General features: G+C 62.7%; 13 protein-coding genes and 1 riboswitch. Of the genes, 7 read left to right on the top strand and 6 right to left on the bottom strand.

The annotated features are described in order from the left end of the window. The first annotated feature begins 43 nt into the window (after positions 1-43). From sgrR to G5193_RS07855, 3 genes are read left to right on the top strand one after another with little or no spacing between them, the layout of a single operon-like run. Entirely contained in the window at positions 44-1,762 is a 1,719-nt protein-coding gene (sgrR, locus tag G5193_RS07865; RefSeq protein WP_421205764.1) for an HTH-type transcriptional regulator SgrR, read from the top strand. A 48-nt stretch (positions 1,763-1,810) separates the two neighbouring features. Continuing rightward, positions 1,811-2,206 carry an acyl-CoA thioesterase gene (locus tag G5193_RS07860; RefSeq protein WP_216952694.1) on the top strand — a complete coding sequence of 132 codons (396 nt, stop codon included), beginning with the start codon at positions 1,811-1,813 and terminating at the stop codon, positions 2,204-2,206. 44 nt (positions 2,207-2,250) lie between these two features. Then, a complete protein-coding gene (locus G5193_RS07855) occupies positions 2,251-2,952 on the top strand; it encodes a hypothetical protein (protein ID WP_421205763.1) in 702 nt (233 codons plus the stop codon). Between the two features lie 36 nt (positions 2,953-2,988). Here the strand turns inward: G5193_RS07855 and G5193_RS07850 are convergent, their stop codons facing one another. The 3 genes from G5193_RS07850 to tyrS all read right to left on the bottom strand — a co-directional run bounded on the left by G5193_RS07850 (position 2,989) and on the right by tyrS (position 6,080). Continuing rightward, positions 2,989-3,738 (bottom strand): lipase secretion chaperone, encoded by a 750-nt coding sequence (locus tag G5193_RS07850; RefSeq protein WP_421205722.1) that lies wholly within the window; start codon positions 3,736-3,738, stop codon positions 2,989-2,991. Next, a complete protein-coding gene (locus G5193_RS07845; protein WP_421205720.1) occupies positions 3,735-4,646 on the bottom strand; it encodes a lipase family alpha/beta hydrolase in 912 nt (303 codons plus the stop codon). Before G5193_RS07845 ends, G5193_RS07850 begins: the two co-directional genes overlap by 4 nt. A gap of 168 nt (positions 4,647-4,814) precedes the next feature. Then, positions 4,815-6,080: a tyrosine--tRNA ligase gene (tyrS, locus tag G5193_RS07840; RefSeq protein ID WP_421205718.1), complete on the bottom strand. Its 1,266-nt coding sequence runs from the start codon at positions 6,078-6,080 to the stop codon at positions 4,815-4,817. A gap of 146 nt (positions 6,081-6,226) precedes the next feature. Here tyrS and G5193_RS07835 point away from each other — a divergent pair, with 146 nt between their 5' ends. Further along, positions 6,227-7,075 carry a helix-turn-helix transcriptional regulator gene (locus tag G5193_RS07835; RefSeq protein WP_421205716.1) on the top strand — a complete coding sequence of 283 codons (849 nt, stop codon included), beginning with the start codon at positions 6,227-6,229 and terminating at the stop codon, positions 7,073-7,075. A gap of 12 nt (positions 7,076-7,087) precedes the next feature. Here the strand turns inward: G5193_RS07835 and G5193_RS07830 are convergent, their stop codons facing one another. Together G5193_RS07830 and G5193_RS07825 are read right to left on the bottom strand one after the other, a co-directional pair. Then, positions 7,088-7,864, bottom strand: a complete 777-nt coding sequence (locus G5193_RS07830; RefSeq protein WP_421205714.1) for a substrate-binding periplasmic protein — start codon at positions 7,862-7,864, stop codon at positions 7,088-7,090. 109 nt (positions 7,865-7,973) lie between these two features. Then, the gene (locus tag G5193_RS07825) at positions 7,974-9,275 is read right to left on the bottom strand and encodes a hypothetical protein (protein WP_421205712.1); all 1,302 of its coding nucleotides are present in this window, start codon (positions 9,273-9,275) and stop codon (positions 7,974-7,976) included. A gap of 645 nt (positions 9,276-9,920) precedes the next feature. On the opposite strand from G5193_RS07825, the gene G5193_RS07820 reads away from it, so the two are divergent. Continuing rightward, the gene (locus G5193_RS07820; RefSeq protein ID WP_216952700.1) at positions 9,921-10,418 is read left to right on the top strand and encodes a GNAT family N-acetyltransferase; all 498 of its coding nucleotides are present in this window, start codon (positions 9,921-9,923) and stop codon (positions 10,416-10,418) included. Between the two features lie 4 nt (positions 10,419-10,422). Then, positions 10,423-11,277, top strand: a complete 855-nt coding sequence (locus tag G5193_RS07815; RefSeq protein ID WP_421205761.1) for an AraC family transcriptional regulator — start codon at positions 10,423-10,425, stop codon at positions 11,275-11,277. A gap of 96 nt (positions 11,278-11,373) precedes the next feature. On the opposite strand, the gene G5193_RS07810 is transcribed toward G5193_RS07815, so the two are convergent. After that, entirely contained in the window at positions 11,374-11,961 is a 588-nt protein-coding gene (locus G5193_RS07810) for a superinfection exclusion B family protein (protein WP_064335210.1), read from the bottom strand. Between the two features lie 169 nt (positions 11,962-12,130). After that, a riboswitch (yybP-ykoY riboswitch) is annotated at positions 12,131-12,237 on the top strand. Positions 12,238-12,325: 88 nt separating this feature from the next. Between G5193_RS07810 and G5193_RS07805 the strand changes: the two genes are divergently transcribed. After that, positions 12,326-13,312: a sodium:calcium antiporter gene (locus G5193_RS07805; RefSeq protein WP_421205710.1), complete on the top strand. Its 987-nt coding sequence runs from the start codon at positions 12,326-12,328 to the stop codon at positions 13,310-13,312. Positions 13,313-13,348 lie beyond the last annotated feature (36 nt).

The following is a 13,348-nucleotide window of genomic DNA, read 5'->3' as shown; positions in this document are numbered from 1 at the left end:
GAAGTAAAAACTGATGACTTATAGCAACGGGATTTCCTCTTTTATGCCGACCGGTCGCCTCTACCAGCAATTTCAACGACTCGCCCAGCTGCTTGGCAGCGACGAGCGGGAGATCAGCCTCGCCGAGGTGGCGGATCTGCTCTGCTGCACCCCGCGCAACGCCCGCCTGCTGCTGCGGCGGATGCAGGATCAGGGCTGGCTCAGCTGGTCGGCGGAAGCGGGGCGGGGGCGGCGCTCCCGGCTCACTCTGCTAGACAGTCAGGAGAGCCTGACCCGGCGCCGCTTGCGGGATCTGCTCAGTCAGGGCCAGCTGGCACAGGCGGTGCGGCTGGCCGAGGATCGCCTCGATCTGCTCACTCCGTTGCTGATCGAACAGCTCGGTCAGGCCACCCGCGAGGGGCGCCAGATCCTGCGGGTGCCCTACTACCGGCCGCTGCCACAGTTGCTGCCCACCGGCCCGATGCGCCGCTCCGAAATCCACCTGAGCCGCCAGATCTTCAACGGCCTCACCCGGCGAAATGAGGAAAATGGGGAAATCGAAGGGGATCTCGCCCACCACTGGGAGTGTCTGGGCCCCTGCCACTGGCGCTTCTACCTGCGCCCGGCGGTGCGTTTTCACCACGGTCGCGAGCTGGTGGTGGAAGATGTGATGGAGAGCCTGCTGGCCCTGCGGGATCGCCCGCTGTTCGCCCATCTGGATCGGCTGGAGAGCCCCTGGCCGCGCACCCTGGATCTCTATCTCGACAGCCCGGATCCCTGGCTGCCCCACCTGCTGGCGGAGCCGGTGGCGACCATTTTGCCGCGGGAGCTCAAGGGGGAGGCGGGCTTTGCCCTGCAACCGGTGGGCACAGGCCCCTACCGGGTGGCCGCCAACGATCCCCTGCATCTTTGCCTTGCGGCGTTTGACGACTACTTCGGCCTGCGCGCCCTGCTCGACGAGATCGATATCTGGATGCTGCCGGAGCTGGCGGAGCGGCTGGAGACCCACCTGCAGCTGGGGCGCGACAGCCCTGAGCTCGGCACCATGCGCGGCGAATCGGAGCTGGAGTCGGGCTGCTACTTCCTGCTGCAGGACGATCGTTCCGGATCCTTGCAGGATCCCGCCCTGCGGCAGTGGCTGGGCCAGCTGCTCAATCCGGTGGCTCTGATGGGGCGGGTCGCCCCCGAGTTGCAACGGGGCTGGACCAGCGCCCTCGGCCTGCTGCCCCACTGGCGCGAAGCACTGCCCGCCCCCTTGCCCACACCGGCGCAGTTGCCGACGACCTTGGTGCTTGCCTGCTTCAACCAGCATCTGGAGTTCAACGAGTGCGCCAACGCCATGAGCAGCCTGCTGGCCGAACAGGGGGTCAGGCTCGAGGTGCGCACCCTCGATTACGGCCGCTGGGTGAGTGGCGAGGATGAGGATGTGGATCTCTGGCTCGGCACCCTCAACCTCGAACATGCCGGCCCCTTTGCCCCCTACGCCTGGTTGCAGGGCACCCCGTTGCTGCGCAAGGTGTGGAGCAGTCAGCATGAGTTGTGGCAAGGGTTGATGCAGTGGCGCGCCAGCGGTGAGGAGCCTGGCCCCCGCGCCCTGCTGGCAACTGTGCAGCAGCAGAGCTGGTTTGTGCCGCTGTTTCACCACTGGCTGGAGCTGGAGAGCCGGGTCGGCGTGCACGGGGTGCGGATGACGGCGCTCGGCTGGTTCGATTTTCGCAGCGCCTGGTTGCGGCCGGAACTGGCTGTCAGCACTTGGGATAAGACGGGGAGGCTTGAGTCCTGATGCGGGGCGCGTTAGCCTGAGCGCGGTTCAATGACAAGGAGTCAACCCATGCTGGAAATGCAGATCCAACCCCGCTTTCAGGAGACGGATGCCCTCGGCCATATCAACAATACGGTGCCGGCGGTCTGGTTCGAATCGGCGCGGGATCCCCTGTTCCGGATCTTTTCCCCCGATCTGGATGTGCATAACTGGCATCTGATCATCGCGGGCTATACGGTGCAGTTCAAACGGGAGCTGTTCTACGGCCAGCCGGTCACCATCAAGACCGGCGTGCGCCGCATCGGCACCAGCTCATTTACGGTCTGGCAGGAGGCCTGGCAGGGCGGCGAACTGGCCGTCACCGCCGAAACGACCCTGATCCATTTTGACTACCGGACCCGCCAATCCCTGCCCCTGAGCGATGTTCACCGGGAAGGGCTGCGGGCCTGGCTGACAGAGAGTTAACCACGGGCCGGATGGCCCATCACAGGAGTGTTATGTACAACTCAATGCGCAACACAGCGATCGCGCTGACCCTGGGATTCTGCTCCCTCCCTTCTCTGGCCGCTTCTCTCGCCGAGCAGTTTACCCTGATGGAGAAGGGGGCCGAGAGCGCCCTCGATACCCGTCAATTCAGCCATGACGGCGTCGATATCAAGGCCTGGATCGATGGCGCCCCGGTCATCATCGCCGTGCCCATCATGAACGAGCTGGGCAAGCTGGAAGGGGAGAGCCGTTACTACTTCAAGGGCGGCAAGCTGTTCGGGGTCAAAGAGCCCGCCGCCCAGTTTGCCTTTGACGACAGCGGCAAGCTGACCCAATGGCTGGACGAGAAGGGGCAGCCCGCCGAGTTCGTCAGCAAGATGAGCATTCAGCAGCGTCAGGAGTGGCTCACCAAGCGGGCCGCCGAGCTGAGCAAGCTGTTTGTGGTGAGCGCGGCCGAACAGAAGGCGGCCAAGGGTGGCGTCAAGCTGAAGGGGGCGGATCTCGCTCACTGGCTATGCAACGGCAAACTGATGGATCTCGCCCACGGCGACAAGGTGATCTTCGAGCAGGATAAGCTGAAGATTGGCGAGCAGGGGATCGAAGGGGAGGTCTCCCTGCGTCAGGATAAGGGGTGGCAGGAGCTGAGCCTTAAGTGCGAGGTGCAGGGCACCCAAGTGACCCGCCTCACCTGGCAGCCGCTGCCGGGGGCCAACAAGCCGCAATAAGCGCAATAGCAAGGGGGCCCATCACGGGCCCCCTTCTCATTCGGCTTGTGGCTCACCCAGTTTGAGCCGGGTGAGCGCCTCGACCCGGCGCCACTGTCCGGGCTCGAACCAGCGGGCCAGCAGCTCCTGCTGCTGTTCGGCCCGGGCCTCGTTCGGCAGTTGTCTGAGCTCGGCCAGAAAGCCGCTGAGCTGCTCCTCGAACCCTTGCCGGTTCTGCTCCAGCTGGCGCATCCGATCCACCGCTTCCGGCCCCCCCGTCTCCAGCAGCAGAGCCTCCCGTTTGGCCGGGTCCATCTGTGCCAGCCCTTGCAACTCCCCAAGCAGGCGGCTGTTGGCCTCCGCCTCGCGAAACCAGTCCGGTTGCTCCGCCAGCCAGAGATCCAGCTCGCTGGCCAGCTGCGACTTGTCGCTGTCTCTTGCCTCCGCCAGCGCCCTGCGGCGCAGGGTCAGCTGCTCCATCAGCCGATCCTCGGCAAACAGTTGGGCCTGCTCCGCCGGGGTAAAGCTCTGCTGGCGCAGCTGCTCTCGCTCGTCAAACAGGATCTGCAAGCTGGCGAGGGAGATCTCGGTGGGCACCGTCAGGCTGCTCTGGGCGGAGACAAAGGTGCGATAGCGCGCCTGCAGGGCATCGGCGGCCTCCTGCTCGGGATCGTGCGGGTGGCTCTGTGCATGCTGGCTGGCTTGAGCGGGGGATGAGTCTGCCGTCGGTGCCGTGGGCCAGAGCAACACTCCGCCAAGCAGCAGGGTGATGGCGCAGGGTACGACGAGCAGGGTGGCTATCTTCATAGTCCCAGCTCCTTGAGACGGTTGGCATGCTGGCGATAGAGGGTGACCGGATCGGTCTCGAACAGATGGTGGATGCCGAAGGACTGGTTCACTTCGTCCAGATGGTTCATCCGGTAGCCGGTGCCGATCACCTTGCCGAGATGGCTGCTGCAAACCCCGACCAGTCCGTCATTGGGCTCCTTGAAAAAGGTGCCGGTCAGCGCCAGCGCAGGATCCACCGGATCCAGCAGATTGGTCAGGTTGCCGCGCCCGCTCCAGGAGAAGTAGTAGACGCCGTTGGTCGCCTGCATCGGCCCCTCGCCGCAATAGCGGCTGGGCAGCCCCTCCGGGTAGCGCTGGTTGAACTGGCTGGCTCCCTTGCTGGTGAGGGCATCGAGGGCGGCGACTGGATCTTGCGGTAGCTGGCTCCCGCCCGAGAGCAGTGAAATCATGCCGGAGAGGGCGTGGGCCGCGGCGGCCGCCAGTTTCTCGGCGGCGCTGCCGGGGGCGGCATTGGCCCGCACCAGATCGGCAATCTCGGAGCCGTAGTTGACCCCGCCGACGCTGGTGGCGGAGGCGACCAGCTCGGGGGCGACCGAGGCGACATAGCGAATGGTGGGGCCGCCGTGGGAGTGGCCGATCAGGTTGACTTTCTCGGCGCCGGTGGCCGCCAGCAGCAGCTCGACCTGGGCGAGCAGTTGCTCCCCCCGTTGTTCCGAACTGGCGGTGGCTGACACCTGCGCCACGTAGACTTTGGCACCATCCCGGCTCAGGGCCTGCGGAATACCGTAGAAGTAGTCGACCCCGAGCAGCTTGTCGAAGCCGAACAGGCCGTGCACCAGCACTATGGGGTAGCGGGTCTGGGTGTATCCGCTGGCGTGTGCCAGCATGGGCAGGGTGCAGAGCAGCACCAGAAGCCATCTCTTCATCATCAGCATCCTTGTTGATTCGTGAGGAACAGATTGTGTGGCGTACTCCATGTTCGCCGGTGCCAGTATGGTGGCTGCTGACGGGAGAGGCTGTGAGGGGGATCGCAACTCGGGATTCAAAAGGGATTCAGGGGGCGGGCGGGGAAGCTGTGCTCCCCGCCCTGCGGCTTATTGCCACTCCACCAGGTGATACTGCTTCTTGCCCCGGCGCAGCAGCAGGTAGCGACCAAACAGCCGATCAGTGGCGCTCAGCTGATCATCCTGCTTGAGCACACCATTGAGGCTGATGGCGCCCGCCGCCAGCAGTTCGCGGGCGATGCGCTTCGAGTTGGCCAGACCGCAACTGACCAGCAGACTGACCAGATCCGTCTCGCCGCTGACGGTGCTGCTCGGCATGCCATCCTGCGCCAGCTGGGCCAGATCGCTCTCGCCGAGGCGGGCCACATCGCCGCTAAACAGCTGCTCGCTGATGCGCTGCACCGCCGCCAACGCCGCCTTGCCGTGTACCAGCTCGGTCAGCTCGTTCGCCAACACCTGCTGGGCCTGTTTGCGCCCCTGCCGCTTGGCATCTTCCGCCTCCAGTGCATCAATCTCGCTCAGCGACATAAAGCTGTAGTAGCGCAGGAAGCGGTAGACATCCTCATCCGCGGTGCCGAGCCAGAACTGGTAGAAGGCGTAAGGGGAGGTGAGCGCCGGATCGAGCCAGACCGCGCCCCCTTCGGTCTTGCCGAACTTGGTGCCGTCTGCCTTGGTGATAAGGGGCAGGGTCATGCCGTGCACCTGCGCCTGATGGAGGCGACGGGTGAGATCCATGCCGCTGGTGATATTGCCCCACTGGTCGTTGCCGCCAATCTGCAGGGTGCAACCGAGCCGCTGGTGCAGCACCGCAAAGTCGTAGGATTGCAGCAAAGCGTAGGAGAACTCGGTGAACGAGATGCCCTGATCCGGGCGAGCCAGCCGCTGACGCACCGACTCCCGCGCCAGCATGGCGTTGACCGAGAAGTGCTTGCCGATATCCCGCAGAAAGTCGAGGGCGGACATCTGCCCCATCCAGTCGCCATTGTTGACCAGTTGCGGGGCTGACAGGCCCTCATCGGCGGGCAGCAGCGCCCTGATCTGGGCAGACAGGCTGGCGACCCACCCCTGCACGGTATCGGCACTGTTGAGGCTGCGCTCGGTCGCCTTGAAGCTGGGATCGCCGATAAGGCCGGTTGCCCCGCCCACCAGTGCCACCGGAGTGTGCCCAGCCAGCTGGAAGCGGCGCAGCATCAAGAGCGGCACCAGGTGACCGATATGCAGGCTGCCGGCGGTGGGATCGAACCCGCAATAGACGGTGCGCGGGGTGGCAAGATGATCGGCCAGGGCCGCCGGGTCGGAATTCTGGGCCACAAGGCCGCGCTCGGTCAGCTCATCGAGCAGGTGGGGGTTGATCATGGGTGCTCCAACAACAGGGGGAAAAGCCGTCATCCTCGCCGTTCTGGCCGGTGGCGGATATGTCCCCTGAGGGACAGTTTTGCCACTCTCGTGCTAGCATTCAGCCATAGCGGGGAATCGCTCCCCGCCACCGGAAACGTGCCACCATGACCCAGCCATTCACCACAGATGCCTTGACCCGCAGCATGACCGAGGTGGTCGATGCCCTGCACAGCAGCGCCTTTGCGGCGGCGCTGGTGCGGCTGATCCAGCAACAGGTGGCGTTTGATTGCGCCCTGCTGCTAGGGGTGGGGCAGCGCCCCGTCTACCTCTACGACAACCTCAATCATCAGCGGGCTCTGTTGTTTGACCGCTACCTCACCAGCCACTTCAGCCAGGATCCCTTTATGCAGGCGCTGGAGCAGGGCTTGCCTGCCGGCGTCTGGACCCTGGCGCAGGTCTCCCAAGGGCGGCTCGATCCCGAATATCGCCACCACTTCTATCGGGCCACCGGCTGGCAGGAGGAGGTGGGGCTGATCCTGCCGGTGCGGGATGGACTGACGCTGATGCTGTTTCTGGGGCGGCTCGACAAGCGCAGTACCCTCAGTCGTGACGAGCTGGCGAGGCTGGAGCAGCTGTTCCCGCTGGTACATTCGCTCTGTCGTCAGCAGTGGCGGCAGAGCCAGCCGCTGCTGGCCCAGAGCACTGCACTGCCAGACAGCGCCAGCCTCAAGAGTGCGGTGGAGCAAGCGATGGCGAGTGTCGGGGGCGATAGGCTTACCCGGCGTGAGCGGCAGGTGGCGGAGTTGCTGCTGCAGGGGCTGGATACCGAGGCGATTGCCGCGGAGCTCGGGATTGGCAGCGGCACGGTGAAGAATCACCGCAAGCACCTCTACGGCAAGTTGCGGCTCGGCTCGCGGGCCGAGCTGTTCAATCTCTTTCTGAACCACCTCATTACGGCTCCGGTGGAGGCATCACAGGCGTCATCGGCGGGAGATAGAGAGAGCCCGCCATAGGGCGGGCCGGGGTTACTCGAGGCGCGGGATGGTGGGAGTGGTTTCGGGCAGGATACTGAGCAACTGGTAGCGCTTCATCAGCTGCTTGTATTCATCCCCCCGTCTGACCTTGTCCAGCGCCTGTTGCAGGCGGGCAACCTGTTGCTTGTCTGCCCTCAGGTTGAAGGCGAAGCAGTTGTCCTGCTCTTCAATAATCGCGACGGTGACAAAATCCTCGCTGGGGAAACCCAGCTCTTTGGCCTGATGGCGCAACATCACCTCGTTGCCCGCCACCAGATCGGTGCGTGCCATGATGAGCTGGCGCACCACCTGATCCATGCGCTCCACCGACATCATATTGCCCGGGCTGATCCCGCGGTTGAGCAGCAACTGCTCCCCGACATCTGCCTGCATCACACCAATCTGCAGCTTGGCGAGATCCGCTTTGCTGGCCACTTTGGGGGCATCCTGCTTGCGGCCGACCAGCGCGACCCTGGAGTGGCTGATGGGGCAGACCCAGAGGAAGTGGGGATCCCGCTCCTTGGTGTGCGCCGTGGTAAAGAGCACGGCCTCTTGCTGCTGGGTCAGCAGATACCAGCCGCGGGCCCAGGGCAGAAAGTGGATGGGTTGCTCCGGCTCTCCCATTTCGCGCCACATCAGGCGCAGCAACTCGACCGCCAACCCCACAGGCTGACCATTTTTATCCTGGCCATTGAGTGGCATGTTCTGCTCCGAATAGTAGATAAGTGCCGGAGCAGGGAGCGCGATAAACAGGGCGAGAGAAGCGAGAGCAGGGAGCAGACGACGCATGATGCACTCCTTGTGCGGGTAGTTACCTAACAGTCTATGTGGCCTTTTCCATAACGTCATGATCCGGTAGCGGGATAAAAAACAGGCCACCTTGCGGTGGCCTGTCGGTTTATTTCAGCAGGGCTTCCATCTCCGCCTCTGCCTTGGCGCGAGCCTTGGCTTCCGCCGCTCTGGCGGCATCGGCGACGCTCTCTCCAGCCGTATGGGATGCGGCACTGACGGCCTGCTGGGCTGGTTCTGCAACGGCCTTGGTTGCCTCTTGCGTCACGGTAGCGGCGGCACTGCTGACTGCCTGTTTGGCTGGAGCGGCAACAGCCTTGGTAGCTTCTTGCGCCGCGGTTGCTGTAGCGCTGCTGACGGCTTGTTTGGCAGGAGCGGCAACGGCCTTGGTAGCTTCTTGCGTCGCGGTCGCAGCTGCGCTGCTGACTGCTTGCTTGGCAGGAATGGCAACGGCCTTGGAGACTTCCTGCGTCGCGGTCGCAGTGGCGCTGCTGACGGCCTGTTTGGCAGGAACGGCAACAGCCTTGGTTGCCTCTTGCGTCACGGTTGCAGTGGCACTGCTGACAGCCTGTTTGGCAGGAGCGGCAACGGCCTTGGTGGCTTCTTGGGTCGCGGTGGCAGCGGCGCTACTGACGGCCTGCTTGGCTGGAGCGGCAACGGCCTTGGTGGCCTCTTGCGTCACGGTGGCGGTGGAGCTGCTCACCGCCTGTTTGGCGGGTGCAGTGACTGCGGTGGTTGCTGTGCGGGTAAGTGCGGTCGCGCTTTGGCTCACCGTTTGGGTGGCCTGCCCTGTGGCGTTGGCGGCTGTGCCGCTGATGGCCTGACTTGCGCTGTTGGTCAGCGAGCCGGCGACGCCGCGGGTCACTGTGCCCAGCGCGCTGCCAAGGGAGAAGGGGGAGGCGCCACTCTGACTGGTCGCTGCGCCGGTCAGGGCATTGGCCGCCGGGGTGAGCTGGCTGGTGGGGGTCTGCCAGCCCTGCATGGCGGTTGGCCAGGTCGGTGCCGTGCCTGCCAGATTTTCGCCGAAGGTCAGGGTGGTGCCATCCCCTTTTTGCAGCAATACCGACATCTGGTTGGTTTGCGAGTTCCACACCATCCCCGCTTGCTTGGCGATATCCGGCACCGGCGCATACTCGGAGACCACATAGAAAAGCGGCCCCTCCTGCTGTAACTTGTCGGCAGTCTTGAGCAACTGCATGGTGCTGTCGTAGTTGGGGCCAAGGATGGCGGTCATCCGATCCTTGATCAGGGGTTGTTCGAACAGATTGACCTCGTTCGGGTCAAAGCCGACCAGCGGCTTGAGCAGGGCCCACATCAGCTGGCTGGTGGGGCTCATCATCAGCAATGGGGCAACGCAGGCGGACAACATCAGGCTCAGGCAGGCCGCCTGAAGCAACGGCATGATACGCATTGGGATAATATCCAAATAACGATTTGATAAATAAGGTTATATTTTTGTCAGGACGTGACAAATTCACCGGAAGTTTGCGCGTGGCAGCGAGAGACTGCCCGCAGGCGCTGGCAGGCTACCATATTGGTTCCACAATGCCAGCAGGCAGTATGATTGTCAGTCAAGTAAACTCGGGGCCGGGTTGATTGCTGGAGTGGGCCTGAGAGTCTGGCGTTCCCCTGCGATGGTGCTGCCAGTGGCCACATGGCAGCAAAACCAGAAGAGGATTTCAAGGGGCCAGTGAGGCTTTTCTTGATCCAGCTAAAGACATGGACGTGATCCCTGTCGCATAATGCAGCTCCTTTCTACTCTTGGCTGGAACCTAAGAAATGGCTCGTCGCTCTTCTAATGCACAACGTCGTCGCAGTAGCTGGTGGTACAAACGCCTGTTGGCAAGGGAGCGGCAAGAGCGCGAAGCGCGTTCCGTCCGGGATTGATAAAGCATTTAAAAACGGAGCGTTTGCTCCGTTTTTTTTCACCTATGAAACTGGCTGAATGGCTCAGTGTGCAGCCCTGTCTGCCGACAATAAATCACTCTGACCGTGCCGGTTGTATGGACTGATGCGATGGATGATGCATGATGGACGTTTCGAGAAGGAGCCTCATATGCAGATTACCATCCGTCATGCCGAATCCGCCGATGCCCCCGCCTTGCGGGATCTCTATGCCATGCCCAATGCCCAGGCGGGCACTTTGCACTTGCCTATGTCTCCCCTTAGCCAGTGGCAGAAGCGGTTGGAGAGTGACAGCGTGGTGGCACTGGTCGCCGATGTTGACGGCTTGCTGGTAGGCCAGCTCTCGCTGCTGGTTGAGCCCAATCCGAGACGCAAGCATGTGGCCTGTATCGGTATGGGGGTACGGGATGACTGGGCAGGCAAGGGGGTGGGCTCTGCCCTGATGGCTGCGGCGTTGGATCTGGCCGATAACTGGCTCAACCTGCACCGGATTGAGCTGACCGTCTATACCGACAATGAGGCCGCACAGGCGCTCTATCGCAAGTTCGGTTTCACGCAGGAGGGGCTGGCTCGTGACTATGCCTTCCGGCAAGGGCGCTATGTGGATGTGTTCTATATGGCCAGAGTTGCGGGGGGCGTCAGTCGCTAACGGCATGGTCGATTATCAGGCCAGATTGCGCCCGGTGATCCGGGCGCTGGAGCAGAATCCCGAGCTCTGCCTCAGTGAGGCGGCCAGTCTTGCGGCGCTCTCCAGCTATCACTTTCATCGGGTCTTTACCGCCGTCACCGGTGAAACCCCGACCGAGATGCAGCGCCGCCTGCGGTTGGAGCGGGCTGCTCGCTCTCTCTGCTACAGTCGCGACCCGATCACCGAGATTGCCTTCTCGGCCGGTTTTGCCAGCTCACAGGCCTTTGCCAAGGCGTTTCGCAAGCAGTTTGCCATGGCACCGGGGATGTTGCGCCGCCAGCCGTCACTCTTGCAACTGAGCAAGAATGGACACGCGGCTGCCCGGGTCTCTGATTATGCTGAAGGCCGTTCCAGTGAAAGGAGGCTACAGATGAAAACCGAACAGATGGCTGCGCGCACTCTGGCCTATATCCGGGTCACCGGCCCTTACGGCATAGGCTATGAGCCGGTGTGTGACCAGCTCTATCAATGGGCTGTCGGGTTGGGCTTGGCCGAAGGGGAGTGGATCTTCATCTACCACGACAACCCCGAAGTGACGGCTCCCCAGCAGTGCCGCACCGATATTTGCGTCACCGTGCCGGCGGGCACCAGGGGAAGTGGCAATGTGGAGATCCAGCAGCTGGCGGGCGGCCGCTATGGCCAGTCACGTTTTACCGTGACCGACCCGGCCCAGTACCCCGCACTCTGGCAGCAACATATCGGTGAGGTGGTAGCGGCCGGTTTCGAATTTGATGATCGACCCTGTTTCGAGCTCTATCACAGCTTCGATCCGCTGACCAAGGTTGCGGATGTGAGCTTTTGCTCCAGCCTAAAGGGTTAGGGCACAACAAGACGTAAGGGATGGTACAGAGCATCGCGCAGAAATTAGAGAGCCGGACAGTGTCCGGCTCTTGTGCATCTGGCGGTTGGGCGGCGGTTAGCGCTGGAACCCCTTCTGGGCGAACTTGGGGCGGGCGTTCATGATCTGCTCCACCTGTTCGTCGCTCATCTTGCCACGCGACAGCCCCAGCACCTTGTAGGTGAGCAGCGGTCGGGCGGGCAGGGCGATCATCAGGGCGCGGATCTGGTTCTCGTCATCCTTATCTCGGGTCGGCTTGCCGTAGGCATAGGTGAGGACGCCGGCATCCATCAGGTTTTTGACGGCGGGCTCGGTGATCGGCAAGTTTATGACGCTTTTACGCTGCAGCACGAACTCGCGCAGCACCGCCTTTTCGTTGAAGTCGAGGAAGCCGATCATCTGGGCCAGCTGGTCCTGCTGACGGCGCGCCTGCCACTCTTCGCAAGCCCACTCCCAGGCGATCAGGAAGCCCTGACTGCAGAAGTAGGAGATGGCGATCAGCATGCCGACCCCCAGCCAGGCCGCATGATCCGCAGCCCACTGGCTGACGGCCCCTTTCATCAGCCCGGCCGGAAACAGCAGAATGATGCTGCAGCAGAGCAACAACCAGACCATCAGCCAATTGAGGCGGTTCAGTTGATAGAAATGTTGGATCCACCGTTTCATTGTTCATCCTTCCCAAACTGTTGTGGATAGTGAACTACCTACAGCAATCGGTGTGCCAACAGCGTAATGGCGCCTGGGAGGGGAGGCTGGCGATACATTTCCTTACAACTTATTGAATGAGTTATCAGTAATTTGCCTTGTGAGGTGACGGTCGAGTTGGTAAAACGTCCCCTCAGTCATTGGGGAGTAGCAACCCGCCCGTATTCCGGGCCGGGCCCATGTCAACACTCTTGGATCCTCGCATCCATGGCATGGGCGGCGATAGGCACTATCGCTCTGCAAGACCTTTGGCCTCGATATGCACGCCAGCCGGGCGAGCCATGTCGGGTCCATCGGTTATTCTGCTCGCCTGGCGGTATCTATTATGTTGATTACCCTGCTGTTATTTCTCGTCTCTGCGGTCACCATCTACCTTGCCTGCGAATACTTCGTCAACGGCATCGAATGGACCGGACACCACTTCAAACTCTCGCAAAGTGCCACTGGTTCGCTGCTGGCTGCACTGGGTACGGCCCTGCCCGAATGCATCGTCACCCTGACCGCCCTGCTGATGGGCAACACGACCGTCCAGCAGGAGATCGGCATCGGCGCCGCCCTCGGCGGGCCGCTGGTGCTGGCCACCATCGGCTATGGTGCAGTCGGTCTCACTCTGCTGCTTTGCATGGGGCGTACCGAGCGCGCCATCAATGGGGAGGTACAGCGCGAGATTGGCCGGGATCAGCGCTGGTTTATGGGGATCTTTTTGGTGGCGACCATGCTGGGTCTGGTCGCCTTCACCGGCAAGAGCTGGTTGGCGCCTCTGTTCGTGCTGGTCTACCTCGTTTATGTGAGGCGCGAGCTGAAACAAAGCGACAGCCATGAGGTCGAGCTGCCGGAGCCCCTCAAGCTGGCTCCAAATGCCGGGATCCCGCCCCTTGGCAAGGTGCTGCTGCAGACGCTGGCGGCGCTGGTAGTGGTGGCGCTGGCGGCGCAGCTGTTTGTTCATCAGCTGGAGAGCATGGGCGAGCTGTTTGGCCTCTCGCCGGTGCTGGCGGCCCTGCTGCTGAGCCCGGTGGCGACCGAGATGCCGGAGTTGATGAACGTGCTGATCTGGGTGCGACAGGGTAAGAACCGGCTGGCACTGGCCAATATCTCCGGGGCCATGATGATCCAGGGCACTATCCCCAAGGCGTTCTGTCTGCTCTTTACCCCCTGGCTGCTGGATGGCGCCATGATGGCCTCCTCGTTGGTCACGCTGCTGGCGGTAGGGTTGCTCTGGTGGGGCTTCAGAAAGGGAGTGATGACTGCAGAGCGGTTGGTACTGGCCGCGCTGCTCTATTTCGGCTTCTGCGGCTGGCTGCTGGTGAGCTGAAACGAGAAACGCGGATATGAAAAAGCCCCCTTGGCA

The sequence above is a fragment of the Aeromonas sp. 601027 genome, from assembly GCF_049174455.1.
Lineage (GTDB): Bacteria > Pseudomonadota > Gammaproteobacteria > Enterobacterales > Aeromonadaceae > Aeromonas > Aeromonas veronii_A.
Note: the sequence above shows the minus strand (reverse complement) of the source record. Positions and strands in the feature narration are given on the sequence as shown.

Excerpts from the sequence above, each read along its gene's own strand:
- sgrR (WP_421205764.1), top strand. The coding sequence starts at position 44 with ATGCCGACCGGTCGCCTCTACCAGCAATTTCAACGACTCGCCCAGCTG.
- G5193_RS07860 (WP_216952694.1), top strand. The coding sequence starts at position 1,811 with ATGCTGGAAATGCAGATCCAACCCCGCTTTCAGGAGACGGATGCCCTC.
- G5193_RS07855 (WP_421205763.1), top strand. The coding sequence starts at position 2,251 with ATGCGCAACACAGCGATCGCGCTGACCCTGGGATTCTGCTCCCTCCCT.
- G5193_RS07850 (WP_421205722.1), bottom strand. The coding sequence starts at position 3,738 with ATGAAGATAGCCACCCTGCTCGTCGTACCCTGCGCCATCACCCTGCTG.
- G5193_RS07845 (WP_421205720.1), bottom strand. The coding sequence starts at position 4,646 with ATGAAGAGATGGCTTCTGGTGCTGCTCTGCACCCTGCCCATGCTGGCA.
- tyrS (WP_421205718.1), bottom strand. The coding sequence starts at position 6,080 with ATGATCAACCCCCACCTGCTCGATGAGCTGACCGAGCGCGGCCTTGTG.
- G5193_RS07835 (WP_421205716.1), top strand. The coding sequence starts at position 6,227 with ATGACCCAGCCATTCACCACAGATGCCTTGACCCGCAGCATGACCGAG.
- G5193_RS07830 (WP_421205714.1), bottom strand. The coding sequence starts at position 7,864 with ATGCGTCGTCTGCTCCCTGCTCTCGCTTCTCTCGCCCTGTTTATCGCG.
- G5193_RS07825 (WP_421205712.1), bottom strand. The coding sequence starts at position 9,275 with ATGCGTATCATGCCGTTGCTTCAGGCGGCCTGCCTGAGCCTGATGTTG.
- G5193_RS07820 (WP_216952700.1), top strand. The coding sequence starts at position 9,921 with ATGCAGATTACCATCCGTCATGCCGAATCCGCCGATGCCCCCGCCTTG.
- G5193_RS07815 (WP_421205761.1), top strand. The coding sequence starts at position 10,423 with ATGGTCGATTATCAGGCCAGATTGCGCCCGGTGATCCGGGCGCTGGAG.
- G5193_RS07810 (WP_064335210.1), bottom strand. The coding sequence starts at position 11,961 with ATGAAACGGTGGATCCAACATTTCTATCAACTGAACCGCCTCAATTGG.
- G5193_RS07805 (WP_421205710.1), top strand. The coding sequence starts at position 12,326 with ATGTTGATTACCCTGCTGTTATTTCTCGTCTCTGCGGTCACCATCTAC.